Annotated in this window: 17 protein-coding genes and 1 pseudogene; all 18 read right to left on the bottom strand. The window is 35.0% G+C overall.

Going from position 1 to position 19,347, the window contains the following annotated elements; genetic code table 11:
* Nucleotides 1–77: 77 nt before the first annotated feature.
* The 18 genes and pseudogenes from H5R64_RS05450 to H5R64_RS05365 all read right to left on the bottom strand — a co-directional run bounded on the left by H5R64_RS05450 (nucleotide 78) and on the right by H5R64_RS05365 (nucleotide 19,135).
* Nucleotides 78–1,004, bottom strand: a complete 927-nt coding sequence (locus tag H5R64_RS05450) for a site-specific integrase (protein WP_182580278.1) — start codon at nucleotides 1,002–1,004, stop codon at nucleotides 78–80.
* 96 nt (nucleotides 1,005–1,100) lie between these two features.
* Entirely contained in the window at nucleotides 1,101–2,654 is a 1,554-nt protein-coding gene (locus H5R64_RS05445) for a PcfJ domain-containing protein (protein WP_182580164.1), read from the bottom strand.
* A 514-nt stretch (nucleotides 2,655–3,168) separates the two neighbouring features.
* Nucleotides 3,169–3,642: a hypothetical protein gene (locus tag H5R64_RS05440; RefSeq protein WP_182580165.1), complete on the bottom strand. Its 474-nt coding sequence runs from the start codon at nucleotides 3,640–3,642 to the stop codon at nucleotides 3,169–3,171.
* A 162-nt stretch (nucleotides 3,643–3,804) separates the two neighbouring features.
* Nucleotides 3,805–7,353 carry an SEC10/PgrA surface exclusion domain-containing protein gene (locus H5R64_RS05435; protein WP_182580167.1) on the bottom strand — a complete coding sequence of 1,183 codons (3,549 nt, stop codon included), beginning with the start codon at nucleotides 7,351–7,353 and terminating at the stop codon, nucleotides 3,805–3,807.
* Nucleotides 7,354–7,378: 25 nt separating this feature from the next.
* A complete protein-coding gene (locus H5R64_RS05430) occupies nucleotides 7,379–8,068 on the bottom strand; it encodes a hypothetical protein (protein ID WP_182580169.1) in 690 nt (229 codons plus the stop codon).
* A 194-nt stretch (nucleotides 8,069–8,262) separates the two neighbouring features.
* The gene (locus H5R64_RS05425) at nucleotides 8,263–8,676 is read right to left on the bottom strand and encodes a hypothetical protein (protein ID WP_182580171.1); all 414 of its coding nucleotides are present in this window, start codon (nucleotides 8,674–8,676) and stop codon (nucleotides 8,263–8,265) included.
* Nucleotides 8,663–9,139 carry a hypothetical protein gene (locus H5R64_RS05420; protein ID WP_182580173.1) on the bottom strand — a complete coding sequence of 159 codons (477 nt, stop codon included), beginning with the start codon at nucleotides 9,137–9,139 and terminating at the stop codon, nucleotides 8,663–8,665. Before H5R64_RS05420 ends, H5R64_RS05425 begins: the two co-directional genes overlap by 14 nt.
* A 105-nt stretch (nucleotides 9,140–9,244) precedes the next feature.
* On the bottom strand, nucleotides 9,245–9,547 hold the full coding sequence (locus tag H5R64_RS05415) for a hypothetical protein (RefSeq protein WP_182580175.1): 303 nt from the start codon (nucleotides 9,545–9,547) through the stop codon (nucleotides 9,245–9,247).
* Nucleotides 9,548–9,564: 17 nt separating this feature from the next.
* Nucleotides 9,565–10,362, bottom strand: a complete 798-nt coding sequence (gene apf / locus H5R64_RS05410; protein ID WP_182580177.1) for an aggregation-promoting factor — start codon at nucleotides 10,360–10,362, stop codon at nucleotides 9,565–9,567.
* Nucleotides 10,363–10,500: 138 nt separating this feature from the next.
* Complete coding sequence (locus tag H5R64_RS05405) at nucleotides 10,501–10,770, bottom strand: Txe/YoeB family addiction module toxin (RefSeq protein WP_182580279.1); 270 nt, start codon at nucleotides 10,768–10,770, stop codon at nucleotides 10,501–10,503.
* Nucleotides 10,763–11,047 (bottom strand): type II toxin-antitoxin system Phd/YefM family antitoxin, encoded by a 285-nt coding sequence (locus tag H5R64_RS05400; protein WP_182580179.1) that lies wholly within the window; start codon nucleotides 11,045–11,047, stop codon nucleotides 10,763–10,765. The genes H5R64_RS05405 and H5R64_RS05400 overlap by 8 nt, the downstream gene beginning before the upstream one ends.
* 193 nt (nucleotides 11,048–11,240) lie before the next feature.
* Nucleotides 11,241–12,062, bottom strand: a pseudogene (locus tag H5R64_RS05395) (DNA/RNA non-specific endonuclease).
* Between the two features lie 12 nt (nucleotides 12,063–12,074).
* On the bottom strand, nucleotides 12,075–12,257 hold the full coding sequence (locus H5R64_RS05390; protein WP_182580181.1) for a hypothetical protein: 183 nt from the start codon (nucleotides 12,255–12,257) through the stop codon (nucleotides 12,075–12,077).
* Between the two features lies 1 nt (nucleotide 12,258).
* Nucleotides 12,259–14,631, bottom strand: a complete 2,373-nt coding sequence (locus H5R64_RS05385) for a hypothetical protein (RefSeq protein WP_182580182.1) — start codon at nucleotides 14,629–14,631, stop codon at nucleotides 12,259–12,261.
* Nucleotides 14,632–15,077: 446 nt separating this feature from the next.
* On the bottom strand, nucleotides 15,078–15,266 hold the full coding sequence (locus tag H5R64_RS05380) for a hypothetical protein (RefSeq protein WP_182580184.1): 189 nt from the start codon (nucleotides 15,264–15,266) through the stop codon (nucleotides 15,078–15,080).
* 118 nt (nucleotides 15,267–15,384) lie between these two features.
* Nucleotides 15,385–17,415, bottom strand: coding sequence for a relaxase MobL (gene mobL, locus H5R64_RS05375; protein WP_182580186.1), 2,031 nt, complete (start codon nucleotides 17,413–17,415; stop codon nucleotides 15,385–15,387).
* Nucleotides 17,416–17,500: 85 nt separating this feature from the next.
* Nucleotides 17,501–18,010 carry a hypothetical protein gene (locus tag H5R64_RS05370; protein WP_182580188.1) on the bottom strand — a complete coding sequence of 170 codons (510 nt, stop codon included), beginning with the start codon at nucleotides 18,008–18,010 and terminating at the stop codon, nucleotides 17,501–17,503.
* A 12-nt stretch (nucleotides 18,011–18,022) separates the two neighbouring features.
* Nucleotides 18,023–19,135: a hypothetical protein gene (locus H5R64_RS05365; protein WP_182580190.1), complete on the bottom strand. Its 1,113-nt coding sequence runs from the start codon at nucleotides 19,133–19,135 to the stop codon at nucleotides 18,023–18,025.
* Between the last annotated feature and the right edge of the window lie 212 nt (nucleotides 19,136–19,347).

The following is a 19,347-nucleotide window of genomic DNA, read 5'->3' as shown; positions in this document are numbered from 1 at the left end:
CTACGATGTAACTTCTTAAAAAGCAACAATCTTCTTCAACCTATCTTGGTTAGAAGATTGCTGCTTTAGTTGATGCTCTAAGAGAGACGTATCATATTTTCTAAGATCTTTTTATTATCACGAACCTCTAATTCCTTCACGATATGTAAATAAGTCTGTTGAGTAGTGATAGTATTGGCGTGTCCTAGTCTCTTGGCCACACTTGGAATTGAAACCCCATCATAAATTAAAAGAGAGGCATGTGTGTGTCGTAATCCATGGATCGAGATTGGTTCAATCCCTGCTTTTATACAATGCGTCCTTAAACGATAGTTAACAGTTGAAATATAAACTCGCCTATCAAGAGGAACAAATATCGGTCTCTTTGGATCTTTTCCCTCTACTAATTTTTGTAACTGTTCAGAAACAATCGGGTCAATTCCAATCGTGCGATTTGATGACTTATTTTTAGTTGGTTGAAACTTTCCAACAGGTGATTTATAGTCCCAAGTCTTATTAATAGTTACTGTATGATTAGAGAAATCAAAGTCTTCTGGAGTCAATCCTAAAGCTTCAGCGCACCGCATACCTGTTTTAGCTATTAATAAGATCATCCAATCATAACTGATTTCTGGGCCGAGATTAAGTTGATTAATTAAACGTTTTAAATCCAATAGATTTAGGTACTTAGCTTTTTTCTTACGTGGTTGTTTGCCCTTTAATATAAGATGCCTAGTTGGATCATGTTCAAGCAATCCATCCTCAATGGCATCCATAATAGCTGCTTTACAGTGGTGATGAAAAACCTTAACAGTTAGATACTCATGATCCTCCGCATACTCATTAATAAACTTCTGGTAAATATAATGATTTAGCTCGTTTACTCTCACGTTAGGCAATCGACGCTGAATTTCTCGATGAGTTAAATAATACTTAGCTAAGGTAATGGGTCTGACCGAACCCTCCTTATACATGTGAATCCATTTGTAGTAATATTTCTCAAATAGCATTGAACTTGAGTACATAAAATTATCCTCTTTCATCATAGTTTACTTCGTATTGAAGCTGACCATATGAAAACAAAAAAGAGAACATCTGGCAACGTTCTCCTCTAATTTTTGCTACTCCGTAATAAATTTACTTAAAAGAGCTACTACTTCTTGATCAGGATTATTATTATATGTTTTATAAATTTGCACTATTTGATAGTTTTTTCTCTTCAATTGAACCTCAACAGTATATCTATCACCATTATTGTGTTTATAGTCAAAAATAAATGCCTTCCCATGCATAACTAAATTATAGTAAGCTGCAACACAATTATGTTGCTCCTGTCCTTCATTCACTAATTGACGATATGTTAATAATGGAGTAATGGCTAATTCAGATTCCCTAATTTTCTCTAATAGAAACTTCCACTTATTCTGATTATTACATAAAGGCTTATTGGGATTAACTCCGATCTGTTGATGCCACCATTTCAAATTTACTTTTTCTATCATTTCTTGTTCTAACTTGTGTAAGCGATTAGTGGATCTTATATTACAAGGTAAAGGCTTTACCTTAAGAATCTTAAATTGCTCATAAATATCTTCTAGCGAGCTTATAATTTGGGAAACAATAAATTGTTCATTATTGGGTTTAACATTCTTAATAATTTGACGATATAAATATGCTAAGTAAAAACTCACGAACTGACGATTTACATTATTATTGTGCCAAATAATTTTGTTAAATATAGCATAATAGTTCTTACGATTACCAAGAAAATCATTATAAATTCGATAAAAATCTTTTTCGGCGACTTTTGGTTCTAGATTCATAAAGTTAATGTTTTCCCAAAGAGATAACTTGTTATAGTTAATTTTTCTTTCTAGATATCTGTGCTTTTGCTTGTAATGATTTTTTAAAAGATCAAAGTGCTTAGAACTGCCAATTGTTAATACTTCACTATAAGTAAAAGGTACTTTAAAGGGATTATAGTCAAAAGTAGTTTCGGTTGAGCTAGTTAGGTATCTCTTTACAGAATTCTCTTTTTCACGATAAAGATCATTTGCTAATCTCAATTCCGGATAGCCTTGTAAAATATGTTCCCCATTCTCTTTAGTAAAATCAATACTACGAGAAACAGGTAAATCACAGTAACCTGATTTTGTCTCAGTTTTAACTACACCATTAGGAAACCAGATAATTGAGGGTTGATTGGAACTAATAGCAAATTGAGGGCCATCAGAAATAAAGGAAACTTTGTGATTTTTAATGGCTATATATGAATTATAGCCATTAAAAACAAATGTAATTTGAATTAACCAAAATGGTGAAGTACTAATAGCAATTTTATTTACAATTTCTTTATTATTTCTTGAATTAAAGTAAGTAATCAATTCTCTAAATTGTACATTTAAAAAATCCTCCGCTTCTTTATTGCGTAAAATCTTTTTGTTTCTTGGGTCATAGAAAAAAACATAGTTTACATCATTCTCGTATAATTCATCTACTATGCTATTCCCATCATATGAGTTAAGTGGCTTTATCCCCGAATATTGTGAATACAATACTGAGTTTAAAAGAGAACCATTACTCGGTTCCTTGATAAATTTATCTTGCTGATTTAGCCATGTTCCAACATTATCTAACTTTTCTCTTATCTCATCTTTACCTAAGCTTTCAACCAATCTTATTTATGCCTCCTGCCTAATAAATTATTAATTTATCTATCAGCTTATCTGATAATTGATTTAAGACAACTTTTGCCTTGAATAATAAAAAAGAGAACACTTAAACATGTTCTCATAATTAGGTAATATTTCATCATTACTCATGAGAGTAAATGAAGTGATCAACTATACGCTAAAATGATTTTCATTAAGGCTGAGAAGCCAATGACTATGCACCTGATTTAGTTAGAATTACAATACACCGATTTAAATAAATTTATTCATATTATTAATGTATGTAGACTCAATTTTAGTTACTATTATATAGGCATTTGTTTCCCTGGCAACAGGAAAATAAAACTTTTAAAGTCCATGGAAGTTCATAAAAGTATTTAAATTTGTTGCATTTAAAACCCGACACCTCAAATGAAGTGCCGGGTTATTTTGTCCCACTCCAAAAATCAGTATAGCATATTTTATTGGTGCAATTTATCGTGATTTTGCACTGATAGCAAAAAGTGAAAATGACAAATTAGTAAATTTCCCCTGCAAAGACTTTTATTTTATCGATTGTATCAGCAATATCTGGATATGACTGCTTCAAATCAGTCAATTCTTCCTCGGTAAAAACTTTTGGCTCTCCATATACAAATGATAGACCATCATCATCATTTTTGATGCTTTCGACGTATTTAGGCATACCATCATCACTGCCGTCCATTAGCAACCTATACTTTTCAGTAGGGTTAGTTCTATCTTTGATTTCAGTTTTTAGGTACTCAGTAATAATTTTTTCGAGAAGCTCACGCTCATAATCATCCAGAACGAATTCGGGCTGCATACAGTTCCACGTTATATCAAAAAAGCTTCTTGCATCTTTTGGAATCGTAAAAATAAGGTCGTCATGTTTACCCTCACAATTATATACTTTTACATAATCTTCAGATTCATCTACATATAAATCACTTTCACGGTTAATGTCATTAATCAATTCATTTGCTGTCATTTTCATTACCTTCCTTTGCTTCTAATTTTTGGCCAAGTTTACCATCGATTTGGGTATGAATATCCTTAATCGGACCTCCTTCACTAACATCACCATCGTGCCAAGTTACACCAAGAGAATATTGCTAGATAGAAATGGTGATACCGATGGATTCTAATAGGTTTAATTAAACTTACGCAAGCCAAGAAGTCCAGCGAAAGCTGAGACTAAACCTAAACCAACAATAGCAACAGAGTTATTATTACCAGTTTGTGGCAAGGCCTTTGCGTTAGTACTCTTCTTAGTAGAAGATTGTTGACTAGCTTCGACAGAACTATCAACACTAGTACCATTTTTACCATCTACCAAATCGTTAATTGTTGAACCATTATTAGTAGCAACTTGACCAGCTAATTGACTGTCATTACCTGGGGTTACGAATGATGCAGCATTCTTAGCAACAACCTTTACATTAGCCTTAACAATAGCTGATGAACCATCTGGGAAGGTTACCAATACATCTTCAGTGTAATTACCGGGAGTTTGAATATCAGTAAGCACTTGGGCCCGATTATTCCAAGTTACCGTAGTACCAGCTGGCAGGTCTGAAGCTAATCCATTACCAGTAGCAGCTAAAACCATCATAGTCTTATTAGCAGCACTGTGAAGGTTAACTGGAATTACAAGGCTGTTAGCCATTTGTGGTTCTGGCAATTTATCCCCTTCAGTCAGGTTAATTGGATTAATAACAACCTTGGTAGCATACTTTTCAGCATCAGACTTCAGAGCTTCCTTAGCAGCGGCTAAATTAGCTTCAGCAGTTTTTTGCTTTGTCTTTGCACTAGCAAGCTTTTGTTGAGCAGCAGCTAAAGCATCGTTAGCTGATTGAACTGCACTTGCCAATGGAGCAAGCTTTGCCTTAGCGTCTGCTAATGCTTGGTTAGCACTATCAACTTGGGATTGAGCATCCTTCACTGCTTGTTGTGCCTTTGCCAAAAGTACCGGAGCATTTTGCAAATCAAGTAAGTTTTGCTTCAAACCAGTTAGCTTATTAGTATCCTTATCAACTTGGGATTGAGCATCCTTTACTGCTTGTTGCTTAGTAGCTAAGTCAGCAGCATAGCTATCAACGTTCTTCTGTGCTTCTTCTTGAGACTTTTGGTCATTAGCCAACTTAGCTTGGTCATTAGTAAGCTTGTTTTGAGCATTAGTTAATGCAGTAGTAGCAGAGTCAAGATTATCTTGAGCGGTCTTTACGTTAGCATTAGCTTGGTCTAGTGCTGTTTGAGCATCGGTAACGGCTTGATTCTTAGCATCAAGATCACTTTGAGCTTGAGTTAAAGCAGCGGTTTCAGTAGATAACTCACCTTCAGCTTCTGAGACAGCAGTTTGAGCGTTATCTAAAGCCTTCTTTGCATTATCAACATTTACTTGCTTAGTCTTAAGATCGGCTTGGTAAGCATCAAGATTTTGCTTAGCTTGACTTTGAGTAGTCTTAGCATCATTCAACTTAGTAGTAGCTTGGTCAAGTGCTGTTTGAGCAGTACCCAAGTCATTCTGCGCATCTGTAACAGCTTGTTGAGTTGCACTAGCAGCATTTTGAGCATCAGTTAAAGTGCTCTTAGCAGTTACTAAATCTTGTTGAGCTTGATCATAAGCAGTCTTTGCTTGATCATAAGCAGATTGCTTGGCAGTTAAATCTTGTTGAGCAGTCGTCAATTGACTCTTTAATGCTTCAACATCAGGAACAGTGTAGGAATTGTCACCAAGACCATTACTTGAAGTAGCCCCAGCAAAATCAAAGTGTGAGTAACCATACTTATCAAAGCCTACACCCATTACTTCATTATCTTTAGTTGAGACAACGTTACCTGGGAAGTTAACAAAGTTTTTTGCATGTCCCCAGCCAGAATCAGCATCATCAAACATCATTTGAGTGATTGTATCATAAATAGCTTCTTTAATTGAATCCATAGTCTGAGCAGGAATTGGTTCTGAAATAAGTTTATTACTTCCATCTTCAGCAAATTGGTAATTATGAAGAGAGGATCCCATATTTTCACCAACACCGTTTGCCTGATAATCATCCATCGCTTGCTGAAGCGCATCATTATTGTGACCCTTGCCACTTACCATGTCTTCTCCAAACGCATCCCATGAAGGGTCATTGTACCCATTCTTAATAATGGAATTAGTAAGTTCAATCGCCTTTGGCGTTGCTTTAGTCTTATCTACCCCCATTTGAGATTGGATTTGGTTAACTAATCCTGTAGCAAAGATAGTCAATTCTTTTTGTTGTTCTGCAGTTAAGTGGTTATAATCAACACTCTCTTTGGCTTCCGCAGCGTTATGCTTATAGCTGTTACTTGATAGGCCAGCTTTAGCAAAACTTGAAAGTTCCTTACTAGCAGCATTAGCATCAGTCCGAGTAGTAGTATCCTTGTATTTTGTTAATGCTTCCTTATAACCGGCAGGAAGAGTAATGGTGTTGTAGTTACTAATTTGGTCATTTAAATCACTAACCTTGTTTTGAGCAACATCCTTAGCAGCAGTTGCTAAATCAAGAGCATCCTTGGCCTGGTTAGCAGCAGTTGTCTTAGCAACTACATCTGATTGAGCATCAGTAGCCGTCTTAGCAGCTGCTTTTTGGTTATTAGTAGCATCGTCCAAAGCACCTTGTTTTTGATTAACGACTTGTTGTGCAGCGTCAACAAACTTTTGGTCATTATTTACTTGATCTGTTGCATCATCGTAAGCCTTTTGCGCTTTACCAGAATTACTGCCATCAAGGATAGCCTTAGCATTGTCATAGTTACTTTGAGCATCACTCTTAGCCTTGTTCTTAGCATCAAGATCAGCCTTAGCATTATCAAGATTCTTTTGGGCTTGGTCACGAGTACCTTGAGCCTTTTGAGCATCATTTTGAGCATTCTTAACCGCATCTTCAGCAGGCTTTACCTTACCTTGCGCATTAGTTAAGGCTTGTTGTGCTTGGTTCTTTGCATTAAACTTCCCAGCAATATCTTGTTGGTCATTAGTAATAGTATTTTGGTCGGCCTTTACCTGAGCCTTAGCATTATCCAATGCTTCTTGAGCTTTGCCAGAATTGCTGTTGTTCAAAACATCCTTAGCATTATTAAGGTTAGTCTTGGCATCATTAACAGCCTTTTGTTGATCGTTAACTTTGTTCTGAGCATCGGTAACATCAGATTTAGCTTGGTCATTAGCCTTCTGAGCGTCTTCAACAGCCTTTTGTGCATCAGTAACCTTTTGGTTATCTTGATCAATGGTCTTTTGTTGATCACTGATTGCATCCTTAGCCTTTTGAATGTTTTCTGGAGTAGCGTTATCTGCATTCTTTTGTGCTTGTGACAATGTTGCATTTTCAGTATCTAATTGACTTTGCGCAGAGTTAGCGGTTGCTTGAGCACTATTAACTACTTGTTGTTGAGTATCAGCAGCTCCTTGAGCACTAGTAACATTGGCTTGAGCATTGTTAACATCGGTTTGTGCATTATTAACCTCTGCAGTTGCTTGATTAGCCTGTTGTTGTGCTTGATCAACTGCTACTTGCTTAGCTGCATGATCAGTTGCCTGTGATTGAATCGTGACACTATTGTTAGTAGTATCAGCCTTTACAGTTTCATTAGCAACAGAAACCCCAGCTACAGTAGCAAGGCCAACTCCAGTTAAACGTAAAATCTTTTTAGTATCTACTTTTTTAGTCATCATTAATACCCTCCTAATAATAAACTACCTAATTCCTATTATTTTCATTCATCTTAGTAATTATAATCCTTAATAACGTAGATTGCTTAGCTTTTATCCCTTCAGAAAAAGTATCTAATACTTCTCGAGTGTAATTAGTTACTTCTGTTTGTTTTAGTCCTTGTTTAACCACCTCTGCAATTTCATCTTGAACTATTTCAAACATTTCATCTTCAGTTCTAATGTTCCGGAGTAATTGGAGAAAGTCATCGTGAGGAGTTGGAATGTCGTCAACCCTTAGTAAAGTATCATAAAGCTCTGCCAATTTAGACTTCATAGTCTTAGGAATCTTAGAATAATCTTTTTTCCATCGGAATATCTGAAGCCTTTTAACTTCTAATAATTCTGCCAATTTATCAGCAGTTAAAACTTTTCCTTTCTCATCTAAAAAATTTCTCCAATTATTCAGTAGTTCAATAGCTTTCTCCTCTATATCGTCCGCATCGTTCTCTTCGTTAACGGCAACTCCATTGCCAGCTAAGTCATCATACAATTTAGCTAAACTAGTAATCATTGCGTCAGTCAATTCAGAAGTATGTTTTTGATAATGTGAAAGCTCTTGACCTGAAATTCCTAAATATTTTGTTAGATCCTGTTCGGTTAAAACACGAAAATCATCCTTAAAAAAACCATCAGGATATTTCAGAATTCTTCGTGCCTTACCTCCTTTAGTTAACACTTTATCACCTCGTTCCGTTTACACTTATTATAATATCACTATTTGATACTATTTCAATAGTTTTTTAGTATCATTTTATATCTTTTATTTAAAATAAAAGCAGTAAGCTTTCAAAGCTTGCTGCTTAGATGTTATGCATCTCAATAATATAACTATAAATATCATAATAAGGGCGACCTTTCGACCATTAACAGCTAATCTGAAGAAGTTATGATTCCTAATACTACTCCACCAGCTAATACCACTCGCAAGAGTATTTTGAATATTGGAATGTAAATCAGATGAATAATAAAATATACAGCAATAATTATCAAAATTAATAAGAGAATTGTTAAAACCCAATCACCCACACTTTCACCATTACTACAAGTATATTTGATTAGAAGGATAAATAGCGGAATAGCACAAATAACAAGCACTAACGCAAGCAAAAACATAATTACAGCTTCACCATTATTAGCTGCTAATATCTGTAAATCATTTAAATGATTGTCTTGTAATGACTGAACTACTTTATTATATTTATCTAGTCTAAAACAGAAAGCTAAAGAGAGAAACAGGTAGATCGCACTTATTATGTTAATCATCTTTAATTTACCTGTTTGCATCTTTATCTCTCCTATCAAATTCCTGCTTATACAAATCCAATAGTGATTTGTCATTCCTTTGCTTTCTAAAATACCATATTGAAAGTATTATTATTGCAACTAATAGAATGAAACTACCTCCCAAAGATGCAGCTAAAAAGTATTTAACTTCACCTAATTGTTCCGCATTAACTTTCCTATAGCCACTAATTATGGGAAGTGCCCTATAAAGTACATTAATTGAAAATCCTATTAACGTTATAGTTATACCAGCAAGAAATGCACCGAATAAATATGGCGTTAATTGACTCCCACTGCTAGTTTTCCCCTCTAACTTACTTTTTCTTATTGCTAAATCATCGTCATCCATCTTATGAATTTTTTCTAAGAGATTGTGTTCTCGTTCTCTCTTTTTTTCATGACGTGTTTTAGCACTCGAAATGTTAGCTAAATGTTCATACACTCTTTTTAAAAAGTTTCTCATATTCAATCACCTAAAAGCATTATATCCTAAAAAGCAATACGGTAACCAACTATTAAACCGTATTGCTAAAATCATAATTTTCAATATCAACCATTAGTTTCCAAGTTATTTAGTTGATATTGTTGAGTCACTAATTTTCTTATTTAAAATGTAAGTTATAACAACTAATATAAAAATTATATTATCAGGTTTATCTAAAGTTACAATTATTTCACGAAAAAGAGACCTATCACCCAGAAGAGATAAGAAAACTATAAGGGTAAATGTGATACCGGTAATGGTAAATTTTGATAGGCAAAATTCTAATTCCTTATGTTGCCTTTTCATATAGAAAAATAGCCCATTAAGTCCAAAACATAAAGCACACCAACATATAAATTGGGTACCGTATACAAGTAGTCGTTCCATAAATGTCATCTCCTTAACTAATACCAACCATTTGCTTGCCAGAATTGTTGAGCTGCTGTCCAAGAACCGTATCGACCTTGAACATATTGATCAGCTACTTGTTCTTGGTGAGACGGTGAATAATCACCACCTAAATAGGCAGATGACAATTGGTATTTACCAATATATTGACCATTTCGAGCATTGTAATTGCCACCTGATTCACGACCAGCAATCCATACCTTGGCTGCTGCTTCGTTGCCTGAAACTGGTGAACTGTAACTACTATTGCTACTTACACTAGCAGTTTGAGCACTCGTAGTAGCTTGATTTACTGTGGTTGAATTAGTAGTTGTCGTTGAGGTAGTTGCAGCTTGAGCATTATTAGCTGTTTGTGATGATCCAGTATTATTATTTTGTCCGTCATCTGGATTAACTTTCAATTGTTGGCCCACAATAATTGTATAGTTAGCATCTAATCCATTATCTTTTGCAATTTGCTTAATTGTCGTGTTGTACTGCTTAGCTAAAGAACTAACTGTATCACCTGCATTAACCACAACAATCTTAGTGGCTGAATCGGTATTTTGTGATTGATCACCGGTATTAATCGTTTGACCAGCAATAATCTTGTTTGGATTAGCAATATGATTCCGAGAAGCCAAGTCATTAACAGTTGTTTTGAAGCGTGGTGCTAGAGCCGATAAAGTGTCGCCTGGTTTCAGTTGAACCTGATCAGCATGTGCGACTAATGCATTACCACTTTGCGCTAATAGCATACCAGCTAAGGCAGCCGTTGATAATAAATATTTGAACTTTGACTTACTTCTTTCCATAAATTTAGTACCTTCTTTTTCTAGTAGTCTGTTTGTATTATTTCTACCGAAAAGAAAAGATCAACTTCTGCCACCCCGAAAGTTAGAACAATAAATAAAAAAAGGGCTACTTACTAATAACCCTTTTACTTCTTATGATTATTTATCATAGTGATATTTAAGTTGCACTATTTGTATTTCTGTACTTGTTACACCATATACCATACGGTGCTCACTATTTAGCTTACGAGACCAAAAACCAGACAAATTATGTTGTAAAGGTTCTGGCTTACCAATACCAGTAAATGGATGACGAATCGTGTCGCTAATAATCTTATCTATTCGCTTTACCATTTTTCTATCATCTTTTTTCCAAGCTAAATATTCCTGCCAAGCATCCTGTGTAAAATTAACATTAAGCCTAGTCATTTGTGTTAGCAATCCTTTCAAACTCCTCAGGAGTCAATAAATGATTTTTTTCAGGATCACCCAACTGATTAATTGAATGCGATAATGCTTGTTGATTAGCCTTAGTACTTAATAAATAATTAGTTTCTTGCCAAGAATTGTATTCTTTCTCTGAAATCATGACTACGTTTTTCTTTTCTGGTCGGGCAACAATAATTGCTTCGCCGTACTCTGCCACGTCGTCGGCATATTTCTTGAATGATTTTCTAAAATCTTTGGTAGTAACTGCTTGGATCATAGTATCACCTCAATAATAGTATATCAGCTCTTCTAATATTTGTACATGATTGTGTACAAATATTAATAGTATTAGTAAAGACTCACCACATCTCTTCTCCCTTTGGTCTTTCGTTCTGCCAATTAAAATAAAACAACTAGTCTCTATCAAAAAAATCTCGCCAACTCTCTAAGAGTCAACGAGAATCTTAAAATTATCCAATTGGTTTTACATTTCCAGTAGCGTAGTTAATTAAAATATTATTCTGTACGTTAGGGACGAAAACATTAAATTCTAAACTGCCATCTTTTGATTTTGCTTCAATGTGAGCACCTGAGGGAACAATATTATTACCATCATACACATCGGTTACCCGATAACGTACTTGTTTACCTTCATCTAATGCTTGACGCACTAATCCTTCGTAGTAATTCTGACCAGTTGACTTAGGATTATTTGCTTCATTGGCCCAAGCGGTTTGCGTAGCAATATTTGCCGGATTAGCTTCAGACGCATTAAACCCTTTAATACCACCGACTAGCGCATATCCTAGTAAGTGGCCACGATCATACGCATGGGAATAGCCATTGGTTAAATGGTAAACCTGCTTAAATCCAGCTGGCTTCCAATTAGTTACTCCATTACCTGTCTGATTTCGATTTTGGTATTGACGAGTGGTTTTATTTAACCAGCTATCTCCTTGCCAAGCACGACCTCGATTATCTAAATAATTAACCGCATAAGGAGCACTATTGATATTAGCGTTTAGATTAGTCTGGTTGTTATTAACAACATATGCCCCATAACCATTCTATACAATCTGATTACCAACTTGTTTTTTGACATTCTCACTCAGGACGCTATCAGCTTGCGCTCTTGCTGGGTAGCTTTGAGCTTGCGGTTGTTGATGATAGTTTCTTTCAATCCGTTTTGTATAGTAATGTAAGTCTGCTTTTGATTGCTTATAATAGACTCCCCATAATCCAATTCCTAAAATGATTGCTAGGAAGCCGCCAACTCTTTTTACAAATCTCATTTATCTTCTCGCCTAATTCAAAATTAATTGTGAATGGTCATTGCTAATACTATAGATTTCCCCAACTTTTACATTATTTTTGGGAGGAAGAATAACCTTAGTTCGTTCATTAGAAGGAAAGAGCTTTACTTGAGCGACACCATATAAGATAAACTCGACTAATGCTAAATCCTTATCTTCATCTATTCCTGTCATATTAATGCTCCTTTGGCTTATTAAAGCATAACCATAATTGTTTACCTACTTCTAAATTCTTACTAGCAACATGATTAATACCAAATTTAATTTCTTGCTGTAATTTTGGTTCATACTTTTGCGCTAATTTAAATGACTGTGCATATAGATTAGCACGTGAATGATCTCCTAAACCGTTAACTACCTTTCGTTCCTCATCTGTAAACTTGAACGGCGGTTGTTCATTTTTTAACGAGTGAGCACTTACCAGAATATACTTTGCAATTTTATTTTGAATTTGATCCTCTGAATTTTCGGGGTGTTCCTGTTCTAATTGCTTTGATACCACTTCCTCTAGCTTTTTATCATCAGCTTTAGCAAACTTTTTAGCTTTCTGTAGCTCATGAAGTGAATCTAAGTCATGATTATTATTAATCATGGCTTCTTTTAGATCAGGTACGCTATATATTTTGTCCGGGTACCAATGACCATTTTGCCGTGAGTAGGCTTGAATATGGTCTACCTCTCGATACTTCTTAATGGCAATGCCTTTAGTATGTAAAGCATGAAGACTTATCAACTCAGGTAAGTTATCTCCCCATTTATCATAAGCAATTACTCTTGTTGGGTTAGACACATTTAATTGTTTACCAGTAGTGCTTATTAGATTCTCAACTTGATGGGCATCTTGCGTCCATTTTCGTAATAAATCAATTGAGAAATTAGCTAGTTGGGTTCGATCTTTAAGAATTTCTTGGTTTTGTCGTTCATCGCTAATATGACGTTTTTGACTAATTGAAGTATCAACATTAAGCGTTTTTCGCAAGTGGTTAATTGCTGGAATATGATCAAAATATTCTGTTAGCTGTTTCCTTAGTTCCGGATCAAAAGCTGTAAATTGAACAGTCTTATAGTCGTCCTGGTTCTGATTCAAATTACCTCTTAGACCGCACTGTTCGTAAGTATATACTTCAAACGCCCGAGCAAAGGCCTCAGAAGGGGTACTGAAGTATTCTAATTTTTTGCCCGTAACCCCATCTTTTTTTAATTTCTCCGTATATTGTTTCAAAATATTAGCAAAAGCCGGTTGTAGCGATAGTGTAGGGGCTTCAACAAAATTTTGTGGTTTCTGAGAATCGAGACTTAAATTTTTCCTTGAGCCCAATTGATGATCTAAATAGTGCCCATATTCATGAATAAATGAAGAAAAACTAGCTTCTTCTTTCTTGTTTTCCTGACGATCAGCATAAATTTCACTAGGCTTTCGGAAGTCAACAATAATGGTGTTAAGCATTGGTACATACATTCCAGCCGCTTTATGATTACCCAGCTTGCGTAAGCGTAATACCGGTTGTTCCTTATTTCCTGGCATTTTAGCCATCAGCCGCATCGCTTCATCTTCAAATTTTTTAAACAGGGCCAAATCAACGTCATTATCTAATTCAATCTTATTGAAATACTGATGTAGGACTGTCTTATCCATAATTTGTTGAGTTTCCTTATTAATGTTTTTCTTGGGTTCCCATGATTTTGCATGAACCTCTTTACCTAACTCGTGCTCATATCGCTGTTGACGAACAATATTATAGGTATTTTGTAGGTATTTATTAACAAAATTTAGTACATAAGTATCTTTCCTGTGAATCCAGTAAGAACGTTCACTGAATTTACGGTCAAGTCCATATTCAGCAACGAATTCTGGATGTCTCTTAAGAAATTCATTAGCTAGCTTCCTAAAGTCATCATCTCCTGGTTTAGTAGCTTTAAGAAATTCATCATGATTTAATGTACCGATTAAATCTGGCTTAAAAAGGAATTCCCACTTTTTGCCACTGTAAGTATGCTTAACAAATTTTTGCATTTGCGAAGCAAACAAATCCCGAGGCGCATCAAATTCAGCCTTTGACATTGTGTCAAATTGCCAATTTTGATACATATCCTTCAATAACTTAGCATAACCAACGGTGTAATTTAAATTACCAGTATACCAATTCACACTATCATTATTTTTATGTTTCCATTGATCACCTTGAGTATTCCAAGATTTATTATCCATATCCAAAGCCATATATTTAGTCCTGGTCTTGCCTTGTTCATCTTTTACTTGAAGTTCAAAGATATCCTTTCCTTTGGCACTACTACCAATCATACTTTCACCGAGGGTAGTTCGTTTTACCGTAAGGACTTCATTTTCTAAGTGTGATAATTCTAAATAGTTTTTGATTGATTCAGTAATATCATTTTCTGACCAGTCACCATTTTTGTAGATGTAGTTAGCAACCTTTCTAAAGGTAGTAAATGGTGTATCATTTTCTGTAATTGTTAGCGAACTTTGACGAGTTATGCCAAACTTCTTTTTCATTAAGGTCGTTAAAGGATTTTGAACTTCGCTCATTTCTCTAGCCTACCCTTCACTTTTTTCCCTTTTCATAGAGAAAGTTTTGATGATCTTTGGTAATTCCGAGCACCATATACTTTCGCAGGGACGTACCTACTTCACTTCTAAATTTAATTTTGAATCTCTCTCGATTTTTACTCGTGAGGACCACGCCTTCAGCAACCCCACTGCTAATCTTGGTAATAATTCCCAGATCAAACTGTCTGTTTTTACCCTCCATTTACACTTTGTGCACTCCTTTCAAGTGGTTTCTTAGGCAAAATATATTAAAAGAGTACATTGGGCAACTTTCGCCATAATAAAAAAGGCTGCATTTCTGCAGTCTTTTATTCTAATTAATATTTTTTCTTACTAAATCCAAGTGAGCCGATTGCTAATAATAATCCCATAAATCCAGTAGTTAATGCCGTTTCGTTATCATTACTTCTTGAGTACTCATCTTGTTACCTCGTTTTCACTTCTTCGACAAAGTTATCTAATTGTTTCTTACTGTACCGATGCCATGAAAATTTAGGTACCAATCTAACAGCTTCTTCTAATTGCTTTAGGCTTTTTGCCGTATAGTGATTGGGAAGAAGCTGGTTTTGATTAATATACTTAGCAGCTCGCCTCCGACTATATTTTCTAACCATGTAATTGTTTTCCCTCTTTCTTCACTTTATATATTGATTTTCAAGTTCAAGATACCTAATTTATTTTTCTATGCAATCTTTGCCATAAAAAAGAGCCTGCTTTTTCTGTAGGCTCTTTTTATCTTTCTTCTCTCCGCCGTTCCTTCTCATCTTCACGTTCAAGATCATCATCTTTATCCAGACGTTCACGTAATGCTCGTTTGGAACGATATTTAGAACTTGATTTTGAAGATTCAATTAAATTACTCAGACTACGAGTAATTCCTTGTGCCAAGACAGCGGATTTCTTTGGTGGTTCTCGTTTGGTTGATTTTTTGCTTTTCGGTAATTGCTTATTAAACAAGTGTTTATCCAGGTAATCAATAACTGGTCTATTCGGATGATTTGCCGGATCTTCAATTCCTAAGTAAATCTTCTTTAATTCCTGAAACAGCGGACCATTCACTCCTTTTCTTTCATTCAGGGGTAATTTATTATTATTTTCATGAATCTGTCCTTTGATCTGCAGCACCTTTATTTCATCTTGATACTGATTTAATAGCTGTTTTAAGTCAGAAGTAATATATTTAATTCCTGGATCCTTCCGATTGCTTTTTAGCAGCTGTTGCTCCTTTTTTAGCTGCTCTAATCGTTTACTGATTCTATCAGGAGTAGCTTTTTCTATTGACAGTTTCTTAACATCTTGATATTTACCTCTAAGGACGGTTTGTAGCTCCTTCTCCTGTTGAGTCAGTCCTCTCTGCGGTTTCTTTTCAATCTTTAATAGTACTTGTTGCTCTTGATAGTAACGAATGAATGGTGATAACTTGGTTAATTCACCTAGGCTATATAATCCATCGATCCTTTTAGTTAAATCGTCTATTTGTTGATCCAAGTTATAGAGCTTCAAGTAGTACCGTCGAAGCCCTAGGCGCATCCTGATCTCCCTAGTAACATCAGAAGAGCCATCCATACTCTTTAATGCTGTTTCTTCGGCTTTCATAATTCTTTTATTTAATTCTGGCCCTTGGTCCTTAAGAATCTGTAACCGGTCTTTTTTATACAGTTTTCTCTTTGACTCATAGTCCCTGAGGTTGGTGAATAGTAAGTTCACTAATTGATCCCTTAGCTTATCGTCTCGTGGCTGAACAGTGTCCTTAATGTTATTACCGTAGCTTACTTTGGCCACCTCATCTAATTGCTGTGAACTATTAGTATAGAACTTATAAGAGCTGCTTAATTGGTGATCCAGTAGATAATCAACTAAATTATATGCTAATTCTCTTGATTCCTTAAATTCAACACTATGATTGGAAGCTCGCCATTTCCGTTTGTCCTTGTAATCAGGCAACGTTTGTTGAAGATTGACTAATAGCTTCTCTAAATGTTGATCTTGCTTTATTAACCGACTTTCCAAGTTCTTCATTACGCCCTTATGATAATCTAATGATTTCTCCAGGGCAATCGTTCTGGTCCGGCTCTCCTCGTTAGCCAATTCATGATGCAGAATTGATTTTAATTTACGAATAGATTTGGTGTGGAACATTCCCTTAGGTTCCCCATTCTCCTTTAACGGGCGGGTATTTTTCTTTTGGCTAATTGCCAAGTGAACATGGACGTGATTAGTGTTCAAGTGAATATCGCCCCACCAAAAGGTCTGAGGATTATCTAGTCCTTCTGCCCTAAGATAATCGGGCATGGCATTCATAACGGCCGTTTTAATTGCTTTCTGATTAACGGAGCCATCAGCATTTATTAGTCCTGATTTTTTAATGAACTCTGGGCTAAAACTGATAACTCCCGCCCAAAGTAACGACTTGTTTTTTTGCGCTTGTTTTAAGTTATTAATTAACTCTTGATGTTGCTTTTCACTTAACTCGTAACTTCCCTGAGTAAAAGTTGGATAATCACCTTTTTCTTCGTTTGTCAGGTCATCTTCCATCTTGGTAGCTGCTTTACGATCTGTGTAACCTAAGTATCCCTTAAAGTTTTTACCAACGTCCGGATCATTTTGAATATTTCTTTCTCTTTGTAAATCGTTCTCTTGCTCTGGTGAAACCGCATTTTCCCGTTCCATATATCCAAGATAACGAACCCCATTAGCGACCCGAAATTCTTGCGTATAGATAATATCTGGAGAATCTTCACCAGTCTTAGTAAATAGTCCCATTTATTTTTTCTCCTAATTAAGTTTTTATTACTTAATTAAAAAAGTTCTGCGCTTTACACAAGATTCGCCAAAAAAGAGCTACTCCTTATTGAAGTAACTCCTTAATTTTAGTTTTTCTAATATCAGAAATAATTTGATGCTCTCTTGTTCCATCATTAGGTAATTCACGATATTTATTAATATCCAAGTCTGAATTTAGTATCCGACTTTCACTCCATTTTGATAGTTTATCAACTGGAATATTGGAAATCTCTTGAATTGCCTTACAGTGAGTTATTCCATAGGTCTTTTTATAAACTACCATATTATCTAATTCTGATAGGTAATGCCTAGCTAGATATTTAGTGACCTTACCGCAGAAACTAATTGGTTCATACAGGTAAAGCTTATTTGCTTGGCTAACTCTTAACATCAAATTAATATGATCAAGTTGAATATCACGCTCTATATCATAAACAGAAGCTACAACCACTTGTTTATGGTCTTTATAACGATCATAAAGAATCGAATTTATCCTGATAACCACACCAATTAGTTTAATATTGCTTCCCACATATGGTGCTAATGCTAGTCGGTCTTCAAACTGATGCTCCATTAAATTTCACCTTTACTCTGGAAACCGAATATTTGATACGTAATGATTATTAACATAAACAATGACCCAATTCCGTATTAATAGCTGAATTAACTGATCATAGCAGTTATTAGCCTTTTGTATGCTACTAGGTAGCTGATACTTCTGGATTATTGGTTGTATCTTTTGCATCGTTAATGATTTACTATCTATCTCATCTCCCATTTTTAATAGTCCATCATCAAAAATAGTAGATACGATTAGGGTTTGTACAATACTTTTTTTATCCAAAATTCCTTTAGCTGCCAACTTAGGAAAGTAACGTAATACTCTTTCGTAAGTCATTTCTTTATGCCGCCAGTTAATCTTTTCTTGGTAATCAAGTTTACAAAACCAATCTTTATATGTCTTATTACGTCGTCTAATCTTTGCTTGGCGTTGCCTTCTTTCTCTTTGCTGTTTTATTAATTGTTCCCTTTTTGATCGCTGATTTTGTTCCTCTTTTATTTTCTCATTTTGACCTCTAAGATACCATTCAGCAATCTTTAGGACTTTCTCACGGTCTTTATCATAAAGCGGAAGCTTAACCTGGTAAAAGCTCTGAAGATAACGGATTTGAGATTCGCTAAAATTATCTTTCAATAAATTCTTTTGAACACATAATTCATAAGCACCTGTTGGAAATAACTCACCGTATTCAATATTCTGTAATATCTCATCAATTCCAAGGTCTATTTTATGGTAACCATTTTTAATCTCGTTAATTACTTCAGGTGATATTCCTGCCTCTTGCTTCAGATGATTAATGCCAAATTTATATTTTTTATGATTATCTTTTGAAACACAATAATATAAATACTTAACATGCTTCCCACACCCACATTTGAGTGGTGAAGCACTAGGATTGTGATTATCAAAGTCTGTGAATTCATCATATCCAATAAATTCAAAGTTACCGCCCTCTTCATTGATTTTCGTTAACAACCTTGAATTTACTTGATACTTCTTAAATTCTTCTAGTACACTCTTCTGCTCAGGCGTTAATTGATTAAGTATTTTTTGACGCTGATTTTCTGTTAGGTGCTTGTTATTATTAAAATGCTCAATGTTAGTCTGGTATCCTGTATGTGAAATTATCCTACCCATAATTACACCTTCTTATCTTACTTACCATGACTATTACATTTGCTTCATTAAATTCAACATTTGCCAAAATAAAAAGTTGATCATGAAGTGACCAACTTTTTACATTAATTGTTGCAAGCATAGATTGCAACTCCGTCTATTATATAGAAACTAAATAACGCCCGCAGTACTGGATTTTGAATAAAATAAATAATCAGTAATTTAACTTTTTC

Origin of the sequence: Limosilactobacillus fastidiosus, assembly GCF_014145505.1 — a bacterium.
In the GTDB taxonomy this organism is placed as follows: domain Bacteria; phylum Bacillota; class Bacilli; order Lactobacillales; family Lactobacillaceae; genus Limosilactobacillus; species Limosilactobacillus fastidiosus.
The sequence above is the reverse complement of the archived record's forward strand: the minus strand, read 5'-3'. Positions and strand labels throughout refer to the sequence as shown.